Annotated in this window: 19 protein-coding genes and 1 pseudogene; 13 read left to right on the top strand and 7 right to left on the bottom strand. The window is 57.6% G+C overall.

Annotated features, from left to right (window positions below; genetic code table 11):
* The first annotated feature begins 1 nt into the window (after nt 1).
* Genes QD409_RS28340 through QD409_RS28330 form a run of 3 tightly spaced genes read left to right on the top strand, consistent with a single transcriptional unit; the run spans nt 2 to nt 3,123 of the window.
* Nucleotides 2-1,063 (top strand): DUF2169 family type VI secretion system accessory protein, encoded by a 1,062-nt coding sequence (locus tag QD409_RS28340; RefSeq protein WP_092855313.1) that lies wholly within the window; start codon nt 2-4, stop codon nt 1,061-1,063.
* Nucleotides 1,063-2,643, top strand: coding sequence for a PAAR-like domain-containing protein (locus QD409_RS28335; RefSeq protein ID WP_092855311.1), 1,581 nt, complete (start codon nt 1,063-1,065; stop codon nt 2,641-2,643). Before QD409_RS28340 ends, QD409_RS28335 begins: the two co-directional genes overlap by 1 nt.
* Before the next feature lie 9 nt (nt 2,644-2,652).
* Nucleotides 2,653-3,123: an SMI1/KNR4 family protein gene (locus QD409_RS28330; RefSeq protein ID WP_092855309.1), complete on the top strand. Its 471-nt coding sequence runs from the start codon at nt 2,653-2,655 to the stop codon at nt 3,121-3,123.
* Between the two features lie 1,105 nt (nt 3,124-4,228).
* Here QD409_RS28330 and QD409_RS28325 read toward each other — a convergent pair.
* Nucleotides 4,229-5,338 (bottom strand): sulfite oxidase, encoded by a 1,110-nt coding sequence (locus tag QD409_RS28325; protein ID WP_430764254.1) that lies wholly within the window; start codon nt 5,336-5,338, stop codon nt 4,229-4,231.
* A 399-nt stretch (nt 5,339-5,737) separates the two neighbouring features.
* Here QD409_RS28325 and QD409_RS28320 point away from each other — a divergent pair, with 399 nt between their 5' ends.
* The 3 genes from QD409_RS28320 to rbsK all read left to right on the top strand — a co-directional run bounded on the left by QD409_RS28320 (nt 5,738) and on the right by rbsK (nt 8,928).
* A complete protein-coding gene (locus QD409_RS28320) occupies nt 5,738-5,974 on the top strand; it encodes a hypothetical protein (protein ID WP_430764263.1) in 237 nt (78 codons plus the stop codon).
* Between the two features lie 810 nt (nt 5,975-6,784).
* Nucleotides 6,785-7,783, top strand: a complete 999-nt coding sequence (locus tag QD409_RS28315; RefSeq protein WP_430764253.1) for a GGDEF domain-containing protein — start codon at nt 6,785-6,787, stop codon at nt 7,781-7,783.
* 203 nt (nt 7,784-7,986) lie between these two features.
* Nucleotides 7,987-8,928, top strand: coding sequence for a ribokinase (gene rbsK / locus QD409_RS28310; protein ID WP_430764252.1), 942 nt, complete (start codon nt 7,987-7,989; stop codon nt 8,926-8,928).
* A 174-nt stretch (nt 8,929-9,102) separates the two neighbouring features.
* On the opposite strand, the gene QD409_RS28305 is transcribed toward rbsK, so the two are convergent.
* Entirely contained in the window at nt 9,103-9,636 is a 534-nt protein-coding gene (locus QD409_RS28305; RefSeq protein ID WP_430764251.1) for a TetR/AcrR family transcriptional regulator, read from the bottom strand.
* A gap of 158 nt (nt 9,637-9,794) precedes the next feature.
* On the opposite strand from QD409_RS28305, the gene QD409_RS28300 reads away from it, so the two are divergent.
* Entirely contained in the window at nt 9,795-10,160 is a 366-nt protein-coding gene (locus QD409_RS28300) for a cupin domain-containing protein (RefSeq protein WP_430764250.1), read from the top strand.
* A 21-nt stretch (nt 10,161-10,181) separates the two neighbouring features.
* Entirely contained in the window at nt 10,182-10,562 is a 381-nt protein-coding gene (locus tag QD409_RS28295) for a hypothetical protein (RefSeq protein ID WP_430764249.1), read from the top strand.
* A 224-nt stretch (nt 10,563-10,786) separates the two neighbouring features.
* Here the strand turns inward: QD409_RS28295 and QD409_RS28290 are convergent, their stop codons facing one another.
* From QD409_RS28290 to QD409_RS28270, 5 genes and pseudogenes are all read right to left on the bottom strand, one after another.
* On the bottom strand, nt 10,787-11,602 hold the full coding sequence (locus QD409_RS28290; protein WP_430764248.1) for an arylamine N-acetyltransferase family protein: 816 nt from the start codon (nt 11,600-11,602) through the stop codon (nt 10,787-10,789).
* Between the two features lie 126 nt (nt 11,603-11,728).
* Nucleotides 11,729-13,030 carry a nucleotide disphospho-sugar-binding domain-containing protein gene (locus QD409_RS28285; RefSeq protein WP_430764247.1) on the bottom strand — a complete coding sequence of 434 codons (1,302 nt, stop codon included), beginning with the start codon at nt 13,028-13,030 and terminating at the stop codon, nt 11,729-11,731.
* A gap of 30 nt (nt 13,031-13,060) precedes the next feature.
* Entirely contained in the window at nt 13,061-13,657 is a 597-nt protein-coding gene (locus tag QD409_RS28280) for a TetR/AcrR family transcriptional regulator (protein ID WP_430764246.1), read from the bottom strand.
* 444 nt (nt 13,658-14,101) lie between these two features.
* Nucleotides 14,102-14,266: pseudogene (locus tag QD409_RS28275) on the bottom strand (helix-turn-helix domain-containing protein); the annotation flags it as partial.
* A gap of 134 nt (nt 14,267-14,400) precedes the next feature.
* Complete coding sequence (locus tag QD409_RS28270; RefSeq protein ID WP_430764245.1) at nt 14,401-15,396, bottom strand: LacI family DNA-binding transcriptional regulator; 996 nt, start codon at nt 15,394-15,396, stop codon at nt 14,401-14,403.
* Between the two features lie 196 nt (nt 15,397-15,592).
* Here QD409_RS28270 and QD409_RS28265 point away from each other — a divergent pair, with 196 nt between their 5' ends.
* The 5 genes from QD409_RS28265 to QD409_RS28245 form a co-directional block, all read left to right on the top strand.
* The gene (locus QD409_RS28265; protein ID WP_430764244.1) at nt 15,593-16,840 is read left to right on the top strand and encodes an ABC transporter substrate-binding protein; all 1,248 of its coding nucleotides are present in this window, start codon (nt 15,593-15,595) and stop codon (nt 16,838-16,840) included.
* An 83-nt stretch (nt 16,841-16,923) separates the two neighbouring features.
* The gene (locus QD409_RS28260; RefSeq protein WP_430764243.1) at nt 16,924-17,847 is read left to right on the top strand and encodes a carbohydrate ABC transporter permease; all 924 of its coding nucleotides are present in this window, start codon (nt 16,924-16,926) and stop codon (nt 17,845-17,847) included.
* Nucleotides 17,847-18,716: a carbohydrate ABC transporter permease gene (locus QD409_RS28255; RefSeq protein WP_430764242.1), complete on the top strand. Its 870-nt coding sequence runs from the start codon at nt 17,847-17,849 to the stop codon at nt 18,714-18,716. The genes QD409_RS28260 and QD409_RS28255 overlap by 1 nt, the downstream gene beginning before the upstream one ends.
* A gap of 28 nt (nt 18,717-18,744) precedes the next feature.
* The gene (locus QD409_RS28250; RefSeq protein WP_430764241.1) at nt 18,745-20,688 is read left to right on the top strand and encodes a glycoside hydrolase family 127 protein; all 1,944 of its coding nucleotides are present in this window, start codon (nt 18,745-18,747) and stop codon (nt 20,686-20,688) included.
* A 9-nt stretch (nt 20,689-20,697) separates the two neighbouring features.
* Nucleotides 20,698-21,239: ABC transporter ATP-binding protein (locus QD409_RS28245; RefSeq protein WP_430764240.1), on the top strand; the 542-nt coding region annotated here is incomplete at its 3' end.

Raw genomic sequence — 21,239 nt, 5'->3', positions numbered from 1 at the left:
CATGTCGGTTGACAATCGCACACCGTTTGCGGCGCTTGCCTTCCGGCAATACAACCTCGCGGGCGATTTGCTGGGGGTCGTTGTCGCCAGAGGGACGTTCAAGCTCGCGAACGGCGGTCCGCTTGTCGTGGCTGACATCCAGCAACCGTTGGTCATGTCGGATGTCTATGACGGCAATCCGCACGAGACGCCTCAGATGGCTTGCACGGATCTGGCGCCATTCAAACCGGGTACGGATGTAACCTTTATCGGCGCTGCCTTTGCGCCTGATGGTATCGCGGCGCCATCCTGGACCTGCGGTCTGAGAGTTGGACCTGTTCAAAAGCGGCTGCGCGTTCATGGGCCGCGTGTCTGGCGGGCGAAGACCCGCAAGACGTGGCGCGGACTAATCGACAGGGAAAAAGAAGACGCGCTTGACGGTTGGGAGCTGACCACTGGAAAGCCGGCGACCTACGTGCCCATCGACTGGCGATTTGCCTTCGGTGGCAGGATCGAGAGCGGCGAGGTATTCGAACGGAACCCGCTCGGGATCGGGCTTGTCGGTCAGGACCAGTTCCGTGAAAGACCGGAATGGCCGGCACCGCAGATCGAGGATGCGGACGAACCAGTCCGCTCTGTCGGCGACAGGCCGGCGCCTGCAGGTCTTGGTCCGCTTTCGCCATTCTGGGAGGATCGGATACGGAAAGCCGGGACCTACGACGACGCTTGGCTGAACGAAAGGCATCCGCTCCTTCCCCGCGACTTCGATTTCTCCTTCTGGCAAGCAGCGCATCCGGACCTGGTGGCAAACCCTTGGCTGCAGGGAGATGAAACCTTCGAGCTGAATCACCTACTGCCGGGGTTAGGAATGCTCCACGGCTGCCTCCCTGGCGTTCGTCTTCAGATCGAAATTGATCGGGGTATAGGCCCAGCGCAGGGCCTCATGGTGCTCGACGGCGTTCATTTCGACATGCGGCCCGGTGTGGGGCGCGTTTTCCTGACCTGGCGGGCTGGCTTTCCTTGGCCGGAGCGCCGTGGATTGCCGCGCCTTGATTTTGCAAGTTCCACTCTGGGAGTGGCTTAATGGGCGAGAGGCAATTTCCCGACCCGATCTATGACGGGGATTTCGCTGCTCATTACGGGCTCCCTGCAGACACCAAAATCATCGGTCCGCCGATGTCTGGCACGTTGCTTACTAAGACGCCGGATGGCAGCAATCCCTTGCTCAAATATGATGGACCTTGGCCGCCTCCCAAGAAGGAGGCTACCAAGGCGGCGGAGCAACCACGTCCCACTGCTGCCGATCCCGCCCCGCCCGAGCTCATTCCTGACGATAGCAAGGCAATCGCCGTCTGCCTGTCGCCGGACGTATGCAAATCACCGGATAAGCCGGTTCCCTACATGTCTTGGGGCAAAGCCTCGGATGATCTGAATTATTCGCTAGACGTTCGTTCGAATGGTATGGCTATCAAGCGCCAGGACTCGAAGTTTTCACGCTGCTACGGCGATGAACCCGGCGTGGGATTGGGATGCAAATCCGGCACGGTTGGTGATGTCGTCGAGCCGGTTACATCCTCGACAATAGTGCGAGCAAACGGTGTTTGGGTTCAACGCCACAATGATCGTTGCACATTGAATAACGGCAATACCGACGGTGAATATGTCTATGTTCAGTCGACCGATGCAAATAAGGCACCCGACGGCAAGGACAAGGACGACCGGGCTTGGTACGAAAAGGCTTGGGATTGGACTGGCGAGAAGTTTCATGACGCCGGGCAGGCCATTCATGAGTTTGATGAGAGTCACGGTCGCGTCATAACACGTGGCATGGGCGGGCTGCAGGCCATAGGTGGTGCTGCGGAGAGTGTCGCGGGCGCCGGTCTAGCCGGTGTCGGCGGCGCGGCGTCTGCTACCGGCGTCGGAGCCGCGCCGGGTGTTCCTGCCATGATTGGAGGGGCCGCACTCGCGGTCAACGGCTACGACAATTTCTCAACCGGCCTAAAGCAGCTGTGGACGGGGGAAACTCAAACAACTGCGATCGCCCAGGCCGCCGGGCAAATAACAACTGCACTTGGAGGATCGCCTCAGACAGCGCAGACCGTTGAGAATGTCGTCGGAATGACCCAGGCTGTTGGCGGCGGTGCAGGTACAATTGCCGTCGGGATCGGCAAGGCTGGGACGATCGCTAAGACGGCCAAAGTCGGCGATGGCATTGTCGAAGAAGGAGCCAATGTCGGGAGGGCGGTTGAAAACGGCGGGGAAGGCGCACGCAGCACTCGCCTTAGTCGGTGGGTGAGAAAAGATGTCAATGGTCGAAGAGTCTATCAACGCGATGACTTAATTGATCCGAACAGGGTTGATGATTTGGGCAGGACTAATAAGCAACGTATGGAAAAAGGGCTCGCACCCCTTGGCGATGATGGAAAAGAAATTAACCTGCATCATCTAACTCAAGATGAGCCGGGTGCGATGGCTGAAGTGAAGAGTACTTTTCATTCTGAGAATGATCGCGTACTACATATGTATTCAAATCAATATGATAAGATGTATCGGGATAGTGCTGGCAATTGGCACAGATACAGTAGTGCACCGCCATCTATGGACAGAGGCCCCTTCAATCAATGGAAGTCCGATTACTGGCGGACGAGAGCAAAGGATTTTTAGGAGCGCGGAATGACAGCGATAACTGATTTTGAAAGTGCACTTGCGACCGTACAAGCCAATCCGTCGAGTTCTGATTTTTTCGGTCCGGCACCGGACGATAATGTCGACGCGGCAGAACAGATGCTGGGCGTTCGAATTCCTCCTAGCTATCGCAGGTTTCTTACGACGTTGGGCGTTGGTTCTTTTGAAGATGCCGAATTCTATGGGATCGTTGCGAACAAGATACCGGGCAGTTCGGTCCCTAGTATGATTTGGCGGACTTTGGAGGATCGCAAACTTGCCGGCTACCCCAAGACCCATATCACGATCATGAGCAGTGGTTACGGTCCCATTTTCTGTCTGGATGGTTCTGTCGTGAGCTCGGAAGACGAGTACCCTGTCGTTGAATGGACTCCGGCCACCAGCGTCGCAAATCCGGGTGAACGCCTGGCAGATAGTTTTGGCACGTTCTTCTTGGACGAGGTTAGTAAGCGGATCTAGCGCTGAAATTTGAGGTTGTTGATTTGCGTGGTAATTTGACCAAGCTTTTCGCGTCGCGTTGACCCGACCAGAAATTCGAAGCCCGACCTTTTCAAGGCGTTAAATTCATCCAGACGGATCAACGTAAAATCACCGTTAGGGTCAAAACCTCGCAAAATTAACAGCGATGGCTTACACGGTGTCTTGCGGCAGCGATTCTCGGACCTTGCAAACCCTGTGCCTGGGATCGCTCCGATGGGGCTTATTCTGGCTGAGAGTCTCAGCGTCATTCAAGAAATTCCGGACTGTCCTCCGGAATGCAAGGCGCTTGCTGCTTCCCTGGCCACAGCCCAGGTTGGCTCCAAGACCAGCTTTGCGGCACCGGGAAGAACGAGGGAGCGGCCATTGCCAAGCGGTGCCGCCGAAGTCGTGCTCAAACGAGGACATTATTGTGACCACCGAGGCTCTAATCGCCGCCGGATGAAAGTTCAGTGGCAGGTCAACTGTCCTCACACGGAAATCCGAATAGCCTCTAGTTTCCACTCGATGCGAAATCGAATAACATCCTTCTTTATTACAGATGGTCAAAGAGAGCATTAGAGATGTCTGTGCAGCCGATCTACTCCGGGCTCACGAGGGCTGTTGCCTTAGGCATTCTGCTGATTTTTCCCGCTGTTTTCTTTGTTTCCTGTTCGACGGTCGGCGGACCTAGCGATCAATCTCGTCCTGTAACCGCAAGCAAATCGACAGATCCCGCTAAAGACAAAGCGGCAAACCGTCGGCGGTGGGAAGAGAGAGTTCAACGCGATAATGAGTTAGCTCCGAGCGGATCGATGCCGGGTTACTATGGCTCTTTCGGTCCTCGTTTCAGTTGGTGAGCGATAGATTTGCAGAGGACTGCCCTGCCTCGGGCGTGACGCTCAGGGTCAAGGGTCGGAATTCTCATTAGGCCTTGGTTCGCTCTTGGTCCCAAGCCGACTTTGACGATAGGACCATGGAAAGGCGGCTTCGCGCGCCCATAATGGTCATCGAGCCACCCGTCGCTGTTGCTGCAAAGCGGACATGACGCAGTGACAACGCGGGTCGCAGTTGCGCCAAAAGCCGCCATTCCGCCCCATACAGGTGATTAGATCACGAATTCCTCCTCGTACGTCTGTGGCTCGGGAACGACTGTAACCTCCACCGGAACGATCCAATTGGCCGCGTAGCTCTCGCAGTCGGAACGCTGGAGGTCGGGCTGCACGCACCCCGCCCCATCGATCGCGCGACATCGCAGTATATGTCGCCCCACTTCTTCAGGGGTCCACATGTACTCCCAAAAGCGCCATGCAAAGGGATGTTCTGTTTCGAGGAGCCTTCCCTCGCGCCAGCCCCGGCCATCTCCGGTACAGACCTGTACCTGCCGGATAGCAGCCTCTCCGCTCCAGGCGGCTCCGAAAATCCGGTACGGTTGGCCGACGATGAGATGCTCCCCATGTACGGGACGCGCGATCTGCGCTTTGACCTCCATCTCCGCAAGGGGGACCAGCCTGGGTTCCCCGAGGCTGCGCTCCCAACGGAAATAGTCGCGCGCCTGCCAGTAGCCAAGGAACGGTTGCTCCACAACCGTGATATGCGTGATCCACTTGACCCAAGCCATGCCGAACCAGCCACCCACGACCGCGCGTAGCGGGTAGCCGTGATCGCGCGTCAACGGCTCCTCGTTCATCGAATAGGCAAGGATCGTGCTGTCAGCGATGGCCTTCTCAAGCGGTAAACTGCGCGCAAAAGCGATGGGGCCGGGAGAAGCCGTTTTCTTGTTCGTGTCGACGACGCCGCTGTCGGCGCCTACGAGCAGAACCTCACGTGCGGTTCGCTTAACGCCCGCCATTTCCAAAATCTCGCGCAGAAGAACACCTGTCCACGCGGCATTGCCGACGGCTCCGTTCTGCCACTGCAACCCCTCCTTCGGCGGCACATAGTAGACGCGCCCGTTCCCTGCGCACTCGACGACGGCGGTGAAAGTCGTGCTCCGCATCGCCTTGATGCTGTCGAGGTCAAGTTCGATCGGCCGCTCCACCGCCCCGCCAACGCGCAATCTCCAGTCTCGCACATCGAGGTCCGGCGACGGGAAATGGTTTCGCACGAAGAACAGCTCGGTTGGGATCAGCCAATCGGAGAGCGACGCAAACGGAAACTCGATGTTCTGTGGAGATTTCTGTCGAACTATTAGACTGGGTTGCTGTGGTGTCGGCATCGTCCTCGTCTCCCCTTTCAAGAGCACAACGTCGGCTCTCGGTCGCGCGAATTCCGGTTCGATCACACCGCCCCTCGCAGTGCGTCTGTCGCATTCCGCCTTCGGGCCACATTCTAGCACATACCGCACGTTCCTCGAATCGACCTCGAACGGCAGCAAAAGGCCGGAAATCACCGGATGAGCGGCTACTCCATCGAGTTTTTCAACGATATCGGCGCGAAGCAACCGTAGCGTGTGAACTGCGCGAGGCCGGCCCGCTGGTCGGCTTGTGGTACCACATCTCCGACAGCGGATGCAGCGTTTCACTCTATCGTCACTCATTGACGTGGACATACTTCACCACAATAAGGTCAAGCCGAAAAATGTGGTAAGCGCCACCGAAACAACAACAGGAGTGTAATAGTGAGTGAACCGACCGTGGCAGATGCAACCAACCGCATTTATGAATCGCTCCAAGCGGACAATGCCGACATCGACTTGCATATCGCGAATCTCAAGGCAGCCTTGACGCGGGCGGGTTTGACGGAAGCTGTATTCGACCCGGCTAGGCTTGCGCATAACAATCGTTCTGGCAGAAAACTTATGCAGGCCTACTTTCGGCAGCGTGGCGTGACGGTGAAATTCACCGCCTCGTGAGGCCTTCCAACGACGTTAGGCGGGCCGCAATATACGCCGACCGGATCACCCTCAATGAGGCCTGATTGTTGAATTCCGTCCTGATTTGACCCTTCTCCGCCTGGTGGTGACCCAGCCGGGTGGAGGCAGACCTATGAAATGCTTCGTTAATTTGAACCAACCATGGGTCATCGCGAAACGGTAATTGGAGTGGATTTAGTATGGAATTCAACACTCGGCACCTACCTCAATAGCGACAGCCTTTGCCCAACTTAGCATCTCGACCTGTGCGGTGATCTTCGCCGAATGCGCTGCGGCCTTGGTCTGACGAGACCCGGTTCCACGATCTCGTGCGGTCCGCCGCACCGGGTCTTGGCCGCATGATGGCAGTGGGGCGAGCAGCCCGGTAGGGCGCGATTTCACAAAAGAAAGCGCGCCTTTCGGAGATAAACTTGTGAGCGCCACGTGTTTACTGAATGAGATACGATGAAATTATCGTAATTTAACAAAAATGCGCCGGAGCCATCTATAGTTGCCAAGGGCTAGGATTTTATTGGTTGTGCTCGACAACAGAGATATTGGCTTACTCATGACAATGCGGCGTTAGCTTGCCTGATTGCAGAATAATTTGAACTCAGGAAATTAAATACAATTCACTGTTGAATTAAATTCAATTAGATTCTAATATTCATAACTTGAAGATAGGCGGCATTTGTTATCTTCTGTCGGAAATGGTCAGCGGGGATATCTCGATCTTACGAGATGCTATCTTCATTTTGCTGGCGGGGGCGTTTCATGCTTTCCAACTCATGTGGGATACCGCAGTCGAGTTTGATCGACTTTGAGAATTTCGTACACTTGCGGGAGCATTTCGACCGTGCGTTCAAAGCTGCTCGGATCGGTGTGTGGGAATGCAACCTGGCCGATCAGACGCTGAAATGGACGGATACCGTCTACGAGATTTTCGATCTCGCGCCACAGACGTGGTTGGTCCGCGATGAGATCGTCAAATTCTACACGCCAGAAGCGCGACGGCAACTCGACGAGGTGCGCGATCGAGCAATTCGTACAGGTGAAGGCTTCAGCCTGGATGTCCAGATCGTTACCGCAAAGGGGAACAGACGTTGGATAAGAATAACGGCCTGCGTAGAGTTTGCGAAGGGAACCGCGGTACGAATATTTGGCATAAAGCAAGACATTACGGCTGAGAAGGCGAAGCTGGACCAGCTCCGTCATCTGGCGGAGTACGACGCCCTCACCGGGCTTACTTCGCGGACCAGATTCGAATCCTTTTTCAATGAGATATGTGGAACCGCCGGTTGCTGGACCCGCGCCTTGTTCCTGGCCGATCTGGATGGCTTCAAGTCCGTCAATGATACCTTGGGGCATCAAGCAGGGGACGATTGCCTCAAAGCTGCAGGCCAAAGGCTCACGCGTGCGGTACCTGCCGCCGACATGATCGCCCGTATCGGCGGAGATGAATTTGCCATCATCCATCCGTGTTCATCCGCGGAGGATCTCGCCAGGATTGCCGCGAGCCTCGTAAAAGGCATGAACTGGACAATTGCGACACCAACAAGAGATCTTCGGATCGCTGCTTCCGTTGGGGCGACTGTAATCGTACCTGATCAATCACCCAAAGCCACTTTTGCGAAGGCGGATCATGTTCTGTACGAGGCAAAATCGGCGGGGAGGAATGGTTTCCGAATTGCATCGCTTTCGCGGCCGGCGTTCGAACTGGCCCCGATGCCATTCTATGAAAACGAAAATCGCCTACCCGTCGGAGGCGTCAGGATTGCCACGGATTGCGGCTTGATATCTGGATTATGATTACTGGATACAGCCGCAGAATGCGTTCAACCCGTTATTAATCTTCCACCCATCCTTGGAAAATTGGTCACCAAGGGGCTGCTCTGGCGATCACCGGCGCGAAGTCGATGTTCGCCCCATCGCTAGATTTTCAAGGAATGCTTGCGTCTGGCAGCGGCCGGGTTTCTGCGCTAACTCTTGCGTTCGCAGTGGGAGGCATTCTGATGGATCGCAACGACATAGTCGTGCTTGGGACTTTCGTCGCAGACTTGGCATTCAAGGCTGAACGGCTACCGGTCGTCGGGGAGACACTGCTTGGACGCGGATTTGCGATGGGCCCGGGCGGGAAGGGCTCCAACCAGGTCATTGCTGCGGCGCGCGCCGGTGCAAGAGCCGCGATGGTTACGCGCGTCGGGCAGGATTCATTCGGCGAGATGGCACGCCGAACCTGGGCCGGAGATGGTATCGACACCTCTTACGTTATCTCCGATACCGAGGCACCCACCGGTGCTGCCTTTATCTTCGTTTCCACTGAAACGGGCGATAACGCGATCATTATCGAAAGCGGCGCCGCCGCCAAGCTCAGTCCGGCCGATATCAGCGCCGCCGAAGCTCTGATCGCCGGGGCGAAAGTGTTCGTCACCCAGTTCGAACAGCCAATCGCGACGGCCATGGAAGGGCTACGTTTAGCTCGGAAATACGGCGTGACGACCGTGCTCAATCCGGCTCCGGCACTGCCGGTGGACGATGCCATCTACAGCTATTGCGACTACGTGACCCCCAACGAGACTGAAGCTGCGACGCTGACCGGCGTCGATACCGCAACGGATGAAGGCGCCCTGCGGGCCGCGGCCAGACTCGTCGAGCTCGGCGCCTGCAATGCCCTGATTACCCTGGGAGCCAAGGGGGCGATACTTCACGGGGCTGCAGGGACGCATTTCGTGCCGGCGTTCCGCGTTGCCAATGTCATCGACACGACCGGCGCGGGCGATGCGTTCAATGGCGGATTCGCGGTTGCGATAGCCGAGGGGCGTACCCCGGTCGACGCCGTCCGCTTCGGGGCAGCGGTCGCCGCCCTGTCGGTGCAGAAGCCGGGCACCGCGCCGTCGATGCCGTCACGGTTGCAAATCGACGCATTTCTGGCCGAGAAAAATCGTGGTCCATAGATATCTGCGAGTAATCGACGAGGTGCAAAGACAGAGCTCACCAGACCAATCAACCGCGATTGTGCTGACCGGCAGTTGCCTGGGTTGATCTGGTGATAGAACCTTCGCCTTGCCGTACTTGCGGGAGTGGGCCTGAACCGAAAATCCTTGCAATGACGGGACGGACCATACATTTCACGCAGTCCCGTACTTCTCCAGGATCCCGTTCAGGATCGTTTTGGAAAGCTTTTCAATCAGCTCCTCGTCGATCCGTAGAACATACTTCACGGCGACATAGCTTTCGAAGCCCGAGGCGGCCGCGAGTGGCAACGCTTCAACGAACATAGGTAGACGGCGCGCCATACGCCGGAAGCGAGGGGCACCATCTGGCCCCGGCACCATGGCCCGGGCCGCGAGGACACGCACGCGGTTCTCCGAGGCACGGTAGAAGGAAAGCCAGTAACGGCGCACAGCATGCACACGCTCACGCGCGGACGCCCCCTTCGGAATGACGTTTTCGGGTACGGCCCCCGCACCGTCCAAGATGGCTTCCAAAGCTGGGGCGGCAGGATCGGAAAAATAGCGATAGGCAGTGGCGCGTGAGAAGCGGGCCTCGTCCGCCACGGCCGCCAGGTTGATCTCGGCTCCTCTGTCGATCAGGGCGTGCACGGCCGCCAGCAGGTCGCGGCGAGTGCGCAGCTTCTGTCCCAGGCGTTCGTGGCCGATCATTAATTTAGATAGAGATTGATTAGATGATTTTTCAATGAGATAAATGTCTTATAGCAAGGCTTTCGTCGCAAGGGGACGAATATGGGCGAAACCGACACCTATCATCAATTTGGCAATCTCATCCGGTTTCATGCACGCGGAGAGGGGGCTTTTGTCTCGTGGACGTGAAGACCGCGCCGGGCGCCGGCGTGCCGCCCAACAGCCATCCGGGCGACAACGACGTCTTCTGCACCCAGGAGATGCACCTATATCTTCGTCATCGAAGGCGAGGAACGCATCATGCGCGCGGGCGATGTGGTGTCCATGCCGAACGGCGCCGCTCATGCCCTGACGAACATCGGAGACAGCTCGGGGGGATGTGCGTCTTCAATGCGCCCAGCAAAATCCATGCGGCGTTCTTTACTGGCTTGGGTGAACCCATGCCCCAAGGTGCGCGTGACTTTCCCTCATTCTCCGACAACCCACCGGACATCCCCCGGCTCATCGTGCAGGCACAGGCGTTAGGCGTCACAATTCATCACTGACCGTCACGAAGGAGGTTTTACATGCGCGGAATCGCTTTCTGGTTTTTCTTCACAGCCACTCTCTATTTTCTGGCCGGTATGGTGTGGGGTATTGTCATGGCGGCCAGTGACGACCATTCCTTGATGCCAGCCCACGCTCATCTCAATCTGATCGGTGGAGTCGTCTCGGCGCTGGCCGGTCTCTACTACCATTTGGTCCCCAAGGCAGGGGCTCATTGGCTGGCTAAAGCGCATTTCGCGCTCGCGATGCTCGGCATCCTCACTATGGTTCCCGGGATCGTGTTGGTTCTGACGGGGCAAGGTGAGGTCTTGGCTAAAGTCGGTTCGATCCTCACCCTGGGAGCAATGCTCCTGTTCACGATGAACGTCCTGAAATTCCGGACAAGCGCCGAGTTCGTGTAGCTGTCTCAGAATTCCCGATAAAAGTCAGGATTCTGCGACAGACTAAAGCGAATGTCTTCTCGCCCTGCCTACGATTCTCTCGCGTCGTCGAGACGAAGAGAGACACCATGGTCGGCCGTCGGCGTACAAGGTTGCGCAGATTTCGGAGCGCAGCGCTACGATTTTGCGGCAGTCAGGCCACCGAGCAGCCGACCGGCTCCGGTACGTTGGTAAGGGGTGCCTGTTCAGATGGCATTGTCGCGGCTGACCGTCTGGATTTTTTCCCAGATGTGGCCAGACTTCGGAACGTCGAGATTGAAAATCGTATTGAACGTGTCCGCGAGGTGGTCCGCGCTCGTGATGCGCTGTTCGCTGACGCTGTTTGCCGTCACGCTGCGCAGGCTATCGTTCTTCAGGGCAACATAGCCATCCGCTGTATGTCGCAGGATCGCCAGAGCGTTTGTGAATGGCGAACCGGGATCCTGTGTCAGCCAGCCAAGTGTGGCGGCTATGGCAGCCTCGTCGCTGTGATCTGGCCGGAAATCAAAGCTGCGCGCGAGGCCATTCACATGGTTATTGAAGCGCAGCCAACCGTCGTCCGTCTGCAAGATCGAAAAATCGAAGCCACGCTGGCTGATCGGTCCGACGGCAAGCGGTACCGGTTCGACGATGGCATCGGCTAGGCCAACCTCGGCAAGGTACGGCCGGTCGAGATCGACACGCAGAGTTAGATGATTGCCGATGGCGACGTCGCCTATCATTTCGCGATTGACGCCGCCGCATAAGCGGGTCACGCGGAAACCGAGCGCTGTGAGCGCCGCGCCAAACAGTCCGTTCATCTCGTAGCACCAGCCGCCGCGCTTACCTTCTACCATCTTGGCAAAGGCGGCGGCCGGGGCGATCGAGGATGGCCATCCCATGAAAGCATCCAGCGCCTCCCAGGTGAAGGCCATGAGATGGGCGCGGTGAAGTTTCGCCAGGCTGTCGACGTCGAGAGAACCCGGCCGGCCGACCCCGATCCTTGCGAGATAAGCGTCCAGTTGGCCGGACGTCAGGGTCATCCTATTTTCGCTTGAAGAGACGTTCATCATCATCCGGTTCCTTCCGAATAGTGGTCTGGATGCTTGCCTCGTGCCAGTCGGTATTCCTGCAGCTATCGGTGGCGCCAATCACACGGTGGACAGGGCTCATTGGGAAGATCTCAGTACGAAGTCCTCGATTTCTGCCACGAGGCGTACAGGCCCCGGGCCTTCCTCGGCGATAGCACGCCCTATTGCCAATGCTCGCTCCGCGAAACTCGGTTCGGAAAGAACGCGTCGCACGGCCTCTCCGACCATTTGCGGGGGTACTGAAGGATCGAGGCGCAGGCCCGCGCCGTGATAGTCGACACGCGCGGCATTGTCGTTCTGATCGCGCCCCATCGGGAGAATGACAAGGGGGACGCCATGGCACAGCGATCGCATGACCGTGCCGTGCCCGCCGTGGGTGACGATAGCGCGGGCTTTGGTCAGAAGGTCATCATGCGCTGCATTGGCAAGAATTGTGATATTCGCCGGCGATTGAAGGCGAAGTCCCTCAAGTGCTTTACCGAGGGTGACGACCACCTCGACCGGCTCGTCAGCCAAACCGGGTATCACCCGCTGGAGCACATCGGCCTGCCCCTGATTGGTGGTGCTGAACGACACGAGCACGAGCGGCTGCATTTCGCGCGCAGGCTGGCCCGCCCAGCGTTCGCGGGCCCAACTCGGCGCCTCAAGAAGCGGCCCCACATAGCGCACATGGTCCGGCAGGTGCTCGGTGGGAAAATCGAAGCTGCTGCTGGTAGCAAGAAGATGGCGGCCGACGCTCAAGGGCTGTTCGTGAACATGGGCCAGCGGCGCGACTCCGAAATGTGCGCGGGCGGCGTTAAGGCTAGGCAGGAAGCCATCCCATAATTGCTCGGCCATTGCCGAAACCTCGGCGTCGTGCGCTCTGTCCGCCGCCGACCGGGCAGGCTGAAAGCCCGGACCGAACGGCGGATGCCCGGGGAGAGGCCAGAGCGAGATGTTGGTTGCGAGCAGTGCCGTTGGAACCTTCGCAACTTCGCCCGCGAGCATGCTGCCGAACAGCAGATCCGAGCCGAGAAGGAGATCGGACGGCTCCGTTGCCAGCGCTTCGAGAATATCCTCGGCATAGGATTGCGCTGGTCCGACGAAGATCCGTTCGCACCCTCTTTGGAAGCCGGCCAGGTGATCGGCGGTTTCCCAATCACGCACGAAGCAGCTTTCGGGTGAGCGATCCGGACGGTTCGGCGCGCGCTTCCATGGCAGGAAGCGAGCCCCCGCCTCGATCGCCTCCGCTCTCATCGTGTCGTCGGCGATAAGGCGTACGTCGTGACCCCGGTCGGCGAGGGCGCGCACTGCCGCGAGCGTCGGCGGCACGTTGCCGCCGCCTTCCCAGCCAACCGCCAGGATGCGCAGATGCGGCCCCGCAGCTGTCGTCTTTACCATTGCCGTAGTCCCCTCCGAATGGAGACCGGATCAGTGCGTCCTATCCTCACGCAGCAGGCGCTCGATCGCCTGCGTCATGAGCCGGTGTGTCTCCGCCGCCGAATGTCCTTGCGCCCGGCGCAGCAGATGCCAGATCCAAACATCGGTCTGGGCCAGCAACTGCGCGAGCCGATCCCTGCGGGCTTGGCCGTCGAGCTTGTCGAGCCAGGCCCTGAACATGTCCTCGATCCACTCGCGATGGCCTTTACGTCCGCGATCGAGGACGGCGGCGAACTCGGGAATGCGCGCCTCTTGACCGAGCGTCCGCACGAGGATGTCGCCGGTGCGTTCATAATCGTCCATCAGGAGCGTGACGATGTCGGCCACGCTTTGTGCGGGCGCGCTCCAACGCTGGGCCCGGATCGAGGCATCCATCCGGGTTGCCATGGCGCTGAGGACGCCGGTCTTGCTGCCGAAACGCCGTATCACGGTTTGGCGGGTGGTGCCGGCCGTGGCGGCGATATCGTCGAGAGTGATCTCGTCGAACCAGCGCTCTCCGAGGAGTGCGGTCAAAGCGTCGACGATCTGCTGCTCGGTATCGTGAACTGCGTTGGCGCGCGCCGACTGGCGATAGCCTCGCGGAGACATGGTGCTACCCTCAATTTCATGTTACACAATGTAACGCGAAATTGACGAGATGTCAACAGGGGTTGACGATGCGCTGCGGCAACGAGTTGAGGTTAACAACATGTCTCAATCTGCCATTCCATGCTGGTGTGTCGCGGTACAGGAAGCGCAGTCGGCAATTCTCAAGGAGAATATTATTCTCAAAAACCGAGGAGTTACATTGCAGATTAGTTGACTATGATAATCAAGTATAATACGCGCTTCCGCTAGTTTTTCCGGCGATCTGAAGCACGAGCATGCCCCCTGTCTGTTGATTTGCGCGGTGATTTGACCAAGCTTTTCGCTTCGCGTTGACCCGACCAGAAATTCGAACCCTCAACCTTTTCAAGACATTAAATTCTTCCAGACGGGTCGGCATAAAATCACAATTGGGGTCGAAACCTCGCGACACTCAACACTGGGGCGGTTCAGTGCCTCCAGGCCCTCATCCTTATAGCGGTTGAAGATCTTGTAGCCAGTCTTGCGCGAGATGCCGAACTCGCGGCACACATCGCTCATGCCTTCGCCCTCCAGAAGCCGGGCGACAAAACGAAGACGTTCCTCCATCACCGAAGTCTCTCTCCACGGCATCAACACCTCCCGCAAAGCGGAAAGTGTTACCGATGTCTCCGGTACGAAACGTCACCTATCTCTCAGGTCGGGCAGCACCCAATCTCCAGCCGAATTGCGCTGGCGGTCTGCTGATGGTTTGATCGATGACAGGTTTAGCCAGACTGGCCGCCACATGACTGGCGTACGACTAGCCGGCATGGCAGCCGGGTGATTCCCGTCGGGACGGCTTCGCCTCTCGTCAGGTTGAGGATGGCAAGACCCGCTCGGTGGCCGATCTCCTTCAATTCCATATCTATCGTTGTCAGAGGCGGTCTGGTTTGCCTTGAGATGACCTCCCAGTTGTCGAAGCCGACGACTGCGATATCTCCGGGGACGGCAAGATCCTTATCACGCAATGCGTCGATCACGCCGCGGGCGATTTCATCGTTCCCGCAAAATATGGCATCGGGTCTATTGTCGCCGCGCGCGAGTATCTGTTCAATGGCCTCGTGGCCCCATTCTTCCGACCAGTCGCCATAAAAGACTTCAGCTTTGGGGCCGATGCACTCACGATAGGCTTTTGCGCGGACGCGCACGGCAAGATAATCCTCCGGCCCGGTTATGTGCAGGATCCGCGAACGGCCCAAAGCCTGCAGATGTTCGACGGCAAGGCGAGCGCCCTGAGCATCGTCGGGAAAGAAGCTGATGCTGTCAGCTGGCCCCTCGGCGAAGGCGTAGACAACAGGTATCGAGAGCTTTGCAAGTTCTGGTGGCGGCTTCAGATCAAGGCGCGTCGCCGTAAAGATGATGCCGTCCACTTGCCGGTCCAGCAGCGTTTCTAGATGCAAACGGGCAAGGCGCGGGTCGTTGTTGGTGGCACACAGAAAGACCGACAAGCCGTGATCGACAAGCACCTCCGAAACGCCGGCGGCCATCGGTAGCGTCAACCTGCCATAGGTGTCGTTCGTCAGCATGCCGATCGCATGGCTGCGTTTGGTCAATAGGCCGCGAGCTAACGCATTCGGCCTGAAACCGATTTCCTCCGCTACACGTTTAACGCGTTCTATCGTTTCCGCATTTGTGCGCCCGGTCCCGTTCAACGCGTTCGACGCCGTCGAAATGCTGACGCCCGCGGCTTTTGCTAGATCCCGAATAGTCTGCCGACGCATGTTTCTCTCGACCCAAATCACTTCTAAACAAATCTAAAGCTAAAACCTTTTAGCAAAAATAATCGTGTTGTTAAAAGGTTTTATCAGATTCCTTCCGAAAGCATGCATACAGACTGTCGACATCGAAAAAAATGTCGACTAACGTTTCGATCACGCCATCTGGAGGCTGCTGGCGATAAGGAGAAGGGGAACTTTTATGCTCAAGTTAAAGTTGACGATTTCTGCAATCGCGCTGATGGCAAGTGCGACATTTGCCAATGCGACCGATATCACCCTGTGGGTCCGCACGTCTTCGGGCGCGGTGCTGCAGGGGCTGGCTGACAAATACAATGCGACCCATTCCGACAAGGTCAACGTGACGCAAATCACCGCCGAGCAGATGGTGCCGAAGCTTGGCGCTGCGATTGCAGGTGGCGCAGCGCCGGATGGTGCCGTGCTCGACCTGATCTACCTTCCGACCTTTGCGGCCGCAGACGGTCTCGAAGACATCACCGAATTCGTCAAGGGGCTGCCCTATGCATCTGCCCTTAGCCCTTCGCATGTCCGTCTTGCGACCTATGGCGGCAAAATCTATGGCGTGCCGGCCCTGCCGGACGCCTCGATCATCGCTTACAACACTGATCTGTTCTCCAAGGCCGGCCTTGATGCAAACAAGGCGCCTGCTTCGCTCGAAGAGATCGCAGCGGATGCAAAGAAGATTACCGCGCTCGGTAACGATACCTACGGCTTTTATTTCGTCGCAAACTCGGGCAGCTGGCTGATCTACGATTTTCTCCCGCATCTTTGGGCGGCCAGTGCTGATGTCCTGAGTGACGACGGCCGCACGGCAACGGTGGACACACCGGCCTTGCGCGAGACGATTGCCGCCTATCACGACATGGCGAAAGCCGGCGCGATCCACCCGACCTCCAGGTCCGGCAATGGCAACAATGCCGTTGAAGCCTTCGCCTCCGGCAAGGTCGGCATCCTCATGACCGGCTCCTATATCGTCAATCTGTTGACCAGCAAGTACCCGGACGTCAAGTTCAACGTTGCACCCATTCCCGGACCGAAAGGTGGTGCGTCGAGCTTTGCTGGCGGAGACACGCTGGCTCTCATGAAGGGCATCGCCGAGGATAAGAAAAAAGTCGCGCTCGACTTCGTCAATTTCTACATGCAGCCCGAGCAGCAGGTCTACATCACTCAGGAATCGGGAATGCCCTCGCGTACCGATCTCGCTAACGAGGCTTACGCCAAGTTCGACAAGCGCAACCTTGTTGCCTACGATGTGCTGTCCAAGGCGCGCACGCCCTACACATTCTCCTCGGATGAACTTTTCGTCAGCCGCACCGGCCCGTTCCTGAACTTGATCCAGGGAACCATTTTCGGCGAGGATGTCGATGGCACGATCGCCAAAACCCAGGCGGACTTTACCCGCATCCTCCAGCGGACCAACCCGAACTAAGTCCCTTGGCTGACCATTGGCGAAGCGTCCCATGGCGCTTCGCCCCCACTCCCTGCTGACCGATCAACAAAAGGAGCGGTGTCGTGAGCTCATCGCTGCGTCGCGGTAGGAAGACGGCAGTCGCGCATAGCGAGCCCGAGCCGAAAGGCTGGCTCGGTCTTGCTTTCATCTTGCCGGGTTTCCTGTTCATAGTTTTACTCTTCCTTGTACCGCTCATCATGACGGTATGGATGAGCTTCTATAACTGGCCACTTCTCGGCCGGGCGAAATTCATCGGGCTTGCTAATTACGCCGAGCTTCTTGGCGATGCGCAGCTGTGGCATTCCCTTGGCTTCACCTTGCTTTATACGGTTTTGGTAACTGTGGCGATTTTCCTTGTTGCCTTTCCATTGGCTCTGCTGGTTGATCGGCCACTTCGCATTGCCGGCTTCTTTCGAACAATCTACTTCATGCCTGTCGTTATCGGCTTCGGCGCTGCCTCGACATTGTGGATGTGGTTGCTTAATCCGGATAACGGCGTTTTTGCTCAGGTCTTGCGCGCTGTCGGCCTGATCGATAGTGCGCCGCGACCGCTTGAAAGTTTCTGGCCGGCACTTGCCGTCATTATTCTGATGGTGGTTTGGAAGACGTCCGGCTTTACGATGATTATTCTGCTCACCGGTTTGCAGAGCATCTCGACCGATGTGATCGAAGCGGCAAAAATCGATGGTGCCAGTGTCTGGAGCCGTTTCCGCCGCATCACCTTGCCATTGATGCGCAATTCGGTGGTGCTGGCTCTGGTGCTCAATGTCACCTCGTCGATGCTTGCCTTCGACCAGTTTTTCATCATCACGCAGGGCGGGCCGTCCAACAGCACGATCTCCGCGGTATTTTCGATCTACCTGGCATCCTTTTCGTCTTATCGTCTCGGCTATGGTTCGGCGATCTCTCTAGCGCTGCTGATCGTACTCGTCGCAATCAGCACGGTTCAATTCGTCTTTCTGCGACAGCGCCCGGAGGAAGGCTGATGGATCGTCTGTATTTCAAACCGCAGCCGAAGCCGGCGGGCGAGCAACTGGGCTATGCCGCTTTTATTCTGCTGGCAGTTGTCTTCGCACTATTCTTCGCAATGCCGATCGTCTGGTCCTTCGCTAATTCGTTCAAACCCGCGGCGGAAGCGCTTGCCAATCCGGCTGCGCTGTTCTCGAAAGCCTTTTCGCTGGAGAACTATCGCCGCCTCGAGCACGTCGGCGCCGGATGGTATGTCTATGCCGGCAATTCCGTGATGATCGCAGTAGGCACGGTGTTGCTGACGGTTCTGGTGTCGGTTCCCGCGGGATATGGCTTCTCGAAATTCCGTTTCCCAGGGCAGGGACTGCTCTTCGTGCTGATCATGGCGACGATGATGATCCCGTTCCAGTCGATCCTGACACCGCTCTTTCTGATCTTAAAGGCGGTTCGACTGCAGAACAATCTCTTTGGCCTGGTGCTGATCTATGTGACGTTCCAGCTTCCATTTTCAGTCTTCATGATGCGCAATGCCTTCGACGCGGTGCCCAAGGCGCTCATCGAGGCGGCGCGCATAGACGGCGCATCGCAGGCGACCATTCTGCGGCGGATCATGCTGCCGATTGCCCTTCCCGGCGTGGCAACCGTTGCCATGTTTGCTTTCCTGAACTCCTGGAACGAATTCCTGGCTGCACTGATCTTTCTCTCCGATCAGAACAAGTTCACCTTGCCGATCATGCTGGTCAACGTTTCCTCCGGCATTTACGGCATCATCGATTGGGGTGCCCTACAGGCCGGCATCGCCGTGACGATGGTTCCCTGCATCGTTCTTTTTCTTCTTTTGCAACGCTACTACGTGCGCGGCCTGACAGCCGGCGCCGTGAAATGACTGCGGCTTCGCCGCTCAAGGAGTTTCCATGTCTTCGTCCATCCTCAGTCAGTCCAATCAGGCGCCGGACATGCAGCGCTATGTGCCAGTCGATCATTCCCTCGTCAGTTTCGACGGCGGCTTCTGGAAAAGCTGGACGCAAACCGTGCGCGACGTCACCATCCCGACCCAGCACAAGCGGCTCGCAGAGGAAGGCTTCCTGGAGGTTCTCGACTTCGATAAGCCGGCTGGACCGCTTGCCCGGCCAATTCAGCCAAGTGGGCTTTCGATGCAGCACTTCTTCGATTCCGATTTTGGAAAATGGATCGAAGCTGCAAGCTACACCCTCAAGGCCCATCCGAATTCCGACATCGAAGCTAAGATCGATGCCATCGTCGAAAAGCTCGAACACGGCCAGATGGCAGACGGCTATCTGAACAGCTGGTTTATTCGTCGCGAGCCGGACAAACGCTGGACGAACCTTCGCGACCTGCATGAAATGTATTCGATGGGGCATCTCCTGGAAGGAGCCGTTGCCTATTTCCAAGCAACAGGCAAGCGTCGCTTCCTCGATGTGATGATCCGCGCGGTGGACCATATCATCGATACGTTTGGACGCGAGCCCGGCAAATTGCGCGGCTATGATGCGCATGAAGAGATCGAGCTGGCGCTCGTCAAGCTCTATCGCATGACGAAGGATCCTCGGCATCTGGCGCTTGCCACCTATTTCGTTGATGAAAGAGGACAGATGCCCTCCTATTACGACGAGGAGGCGATCAAGCGCGGCGAGCGCCCCGAAGACTACGTTTACCAGACCTATGCGTACAGCCAGGCGCATATGCCGGTGCGCGAACAGGAGCAGGTCGTCGGCCATGCCGTCCGCGCCATGTATCTTTTTTCCGCGATGGCGGATCTCGCATATGAAAACAACGATCCGGGCCTGAAGGCTGCCTGCGATAAGCTCTTCGATAATCTCACCAGCAGGCAGCTCTATGTGACCGGCGGTCTTGGCCCGTCTGCTTCCAATGAAGGGTTCACCCGGGAATTCGATCTGCCGAATGAAACGGCCTATGCTGAGACCTGTGCCGCGGTCGCTCTCGGATTCTGGAGCCATCGCATGGCTCAAACCGATCTTGACGGCAAGTTCACCGATAAGCTCGAAACGGTTCTCTTCAACGGCGCACTCTCTGGCATTGCGCGTGACGGAGAGCATTATTTTTATGAAAACGTGCTGGAAAGCCATGGCCAGCATCGTCGCTGGAAGTGGCATTATTGCCCGTGCTGCCCAACGAATATTGCCCGCTTCGTCACCTCGCTCGGGCAATATTTCTATTCGACGAAGCCGGGTGAGCTCGCCGTGCATCTCTATGGTGCGAACGTGGCAGAGCTTTCGCTCGGTGATCGCTTGCTGCGACTGCGCCAAGATACAAACTATCCTTGGGATGGCGACATCAGGCTCCAGGTCTCGATCGATCAGCCGAGCCGTTTCATCACGCGGTTGCGCATTCCGGCGTGGTGCCGCGAGGCTTCGGTGTCAGTCAACGGCGAGGCGATTGCGTTGGGCGCTTGCACTGTGAAAGGCTATGCAGCACTCGATCGGGAATGGAGCAATGGCGATGAAGTGCGCATAGCCTTATCGATGCCGGTTGAGCGTCTCTATGCCCATCCCGCGGTCTCGGAGGACGGCGGTCGCGTCGCCCTGCAGCGCGGGCCGGTCGTCTATTGTGTTGAAGAGACTGATATTGGTCGGGAGCCGCAGCGCCTTCGTCTGCCGGCGTCCGCAGAACTTGCTGTCCGTTACGATGCGACGCTGCTCGGTGGCGCGGCCGTCCTGGAGGGAACGGCGCTTGAGGCCGACACAGCAGATTGGGCGAATGCTCTTTATCGGACCTCGCCGCCGGCACTGAAGGCGAGAGCCTTCCGGGCGATCCCCTACCATCTTTGGGCCAATCGCGAGGTCGGGGCGATGGCGATCTGGTTGCAGGAAGCATAGGAGCAGATCATGGCACGATTGGAGTTGAAAAACCTCGTCAAATCATACGGTATCTATGAAGCCGTGCGTGGCATCAATCTGGAAATCGAAGACAACGAATTCGTTGTCTTCGTCGGTCCGTCCGGCTGCGGCAAGTCGACGACCCTGCGCATGATCGCGGGTTTGGAGCATATTACCGCCGGCGAGATCGTCATCGGCGATCAGGTTGTCAACCGGCTTGGTCCCGGCAAACGCGATATCGCCATGGTGTTCCAGAACTATGCGCTCTATCCGCATATGACGGTCAGAGAGAATATCTCGTTTTGCCTCGAACAGCAGAAGCTTGCCAAAGTTGAAATTGGCGCCCGCATCCAGCGCGCGGCCGAAACGCTACATATTTGGGAACTCTTGGAGCGCCGGCCCGGTCAACTCTCGGGCGGGCAGCGCCAGCGCGTCGCTATGGGCCGTGCCATCGTACGCAATCCCAAGGTCTTTCTGTTCGACGAGCCGCTCTCCAACCTCGATGCAAAACTGCGCGTTCAGATGCGCACGGAAATCAAGCGCCTGCATAT

The organism is Rhizobium sp. BR 315 (assembly GCF_050577975.1).
Taxonomy (GTDB): Bacteria; Pseudomonadota; Alphaproteobacteria; order Rhizobiales; family Rhizobiaceae; genus Rhizobium; species Rhizobium miluonense.
The sequence above is the reverse complement of the archived record's forward strand: the minus strand, read 5'-3'. Positions and strand labels throughout refer to the sequence as shown.

What these genes read in the sequence shown, in the direction of transcription:
- QD409_RS28340 (WP_092855313.1), top strand. Translation starts at nt 2, where the DNA reads ATGTCGGTTGACAATCGCACACCGTTTGCGGCGCTTGCCTTCCGGCAA.
- QD409_RS28335 (WP_092855311.1), top strand. Translation starts at nt 1,063, where the DNA reads ATGGGCGAGAGGCAATTTCCCGACCCGATCTATGACGGGGATTTCGCT.
- QD409_RS28330 (WP_092855309.1), top strand. Translation starts at nt 2,653, where the DNA reads ATGACAGCGATAACTGATTTTGAAAGTGCACTTGCGACCGTACAAGCC.
- QD409_RS28325 (WP_430764254.1), bottom strand. Translation starts at nt 5,338, where the DNA reads ATGCCGACACCACAGCAACCCAGTCTAATAGTTCGACAGAAATCTCCA.
- rbsK (WP_430764252.1), top strand. Translation starts at nt 7,987, where the DNA reads ATGGATCGCAACGACATAGTCGTGCTTGGGACTTTCGTCGCAGACTTG.
- QD409_RS28305 (WP_430764251.1), bottom strand. Translation starts at nt 9,636, where the DNA reads ATGATCGGCCACGAACGCCTGGGACAGAAGCTGCGCACTCGCCGCGAC.
- QD409_RS28295 (WP_430764249.1), top strand. Translation starts at nt 10,182, where the DNA reads ATGCGCGGAATCGCTTTCTGGTTTTTCTTCACAGCCACTCTCTATTTT.
- QD409_RS28290 (WP_430764248.1), bottom strand. Translation starts at nt 11,602, where the DNA reads ATGACCCTGACGTCCGGCCAACTGGACGCTTATCTCGCAAGGATCGGG.
- QD409_RS28285 (WP_430764247.1), bottom strand. Translation starts at nt 13,030, where the DNA reads ATGGTAAAGACGACAGCTGCGGGGCCGCATCTGCGCATCCTGGCGGTT.
- QD409_RS28280 (WP_430764246.1), bottom strand. Translation starts at nt 13,657, where the DNA reads ATGTCTCCGCGAGGCTATCGCCAGTCGGCGCGCGCCAACGCAGTTCAC.
- QD409_RS28270 (WP_430764245.1), bottom strand. Translation starts at nt 15,396, where the DNA reads ATGCGTCGGCAGACTATTCGGGATCTAGCAAAAGCCGCGGGCGTCAGC.
- QD409_RS28265 (WP_430764244.1), top strand. Translation starts at nt 15,593, where the DNA reads ATGCTCAAGTTAAAGTTGACGATTTCTGCAATCGCGCTGATGGCAAGT.
- QD409_RS28255 (WP_430764242.1), top strand. Translation starts at nt 17,847, where the DNA reads ATGGATCGTCTGTATTTCAAACCGCAGCCGAAGCCGGCGGGCGAGCAA.
- QD409_RS28250 (WP_430764241.1), top strand. Translation starts at nt 18,745, where the DNA reads ATGTCTTCGTCCATCCTCAGTCAGTCCAATCAGGCGCCGGACATGCAG.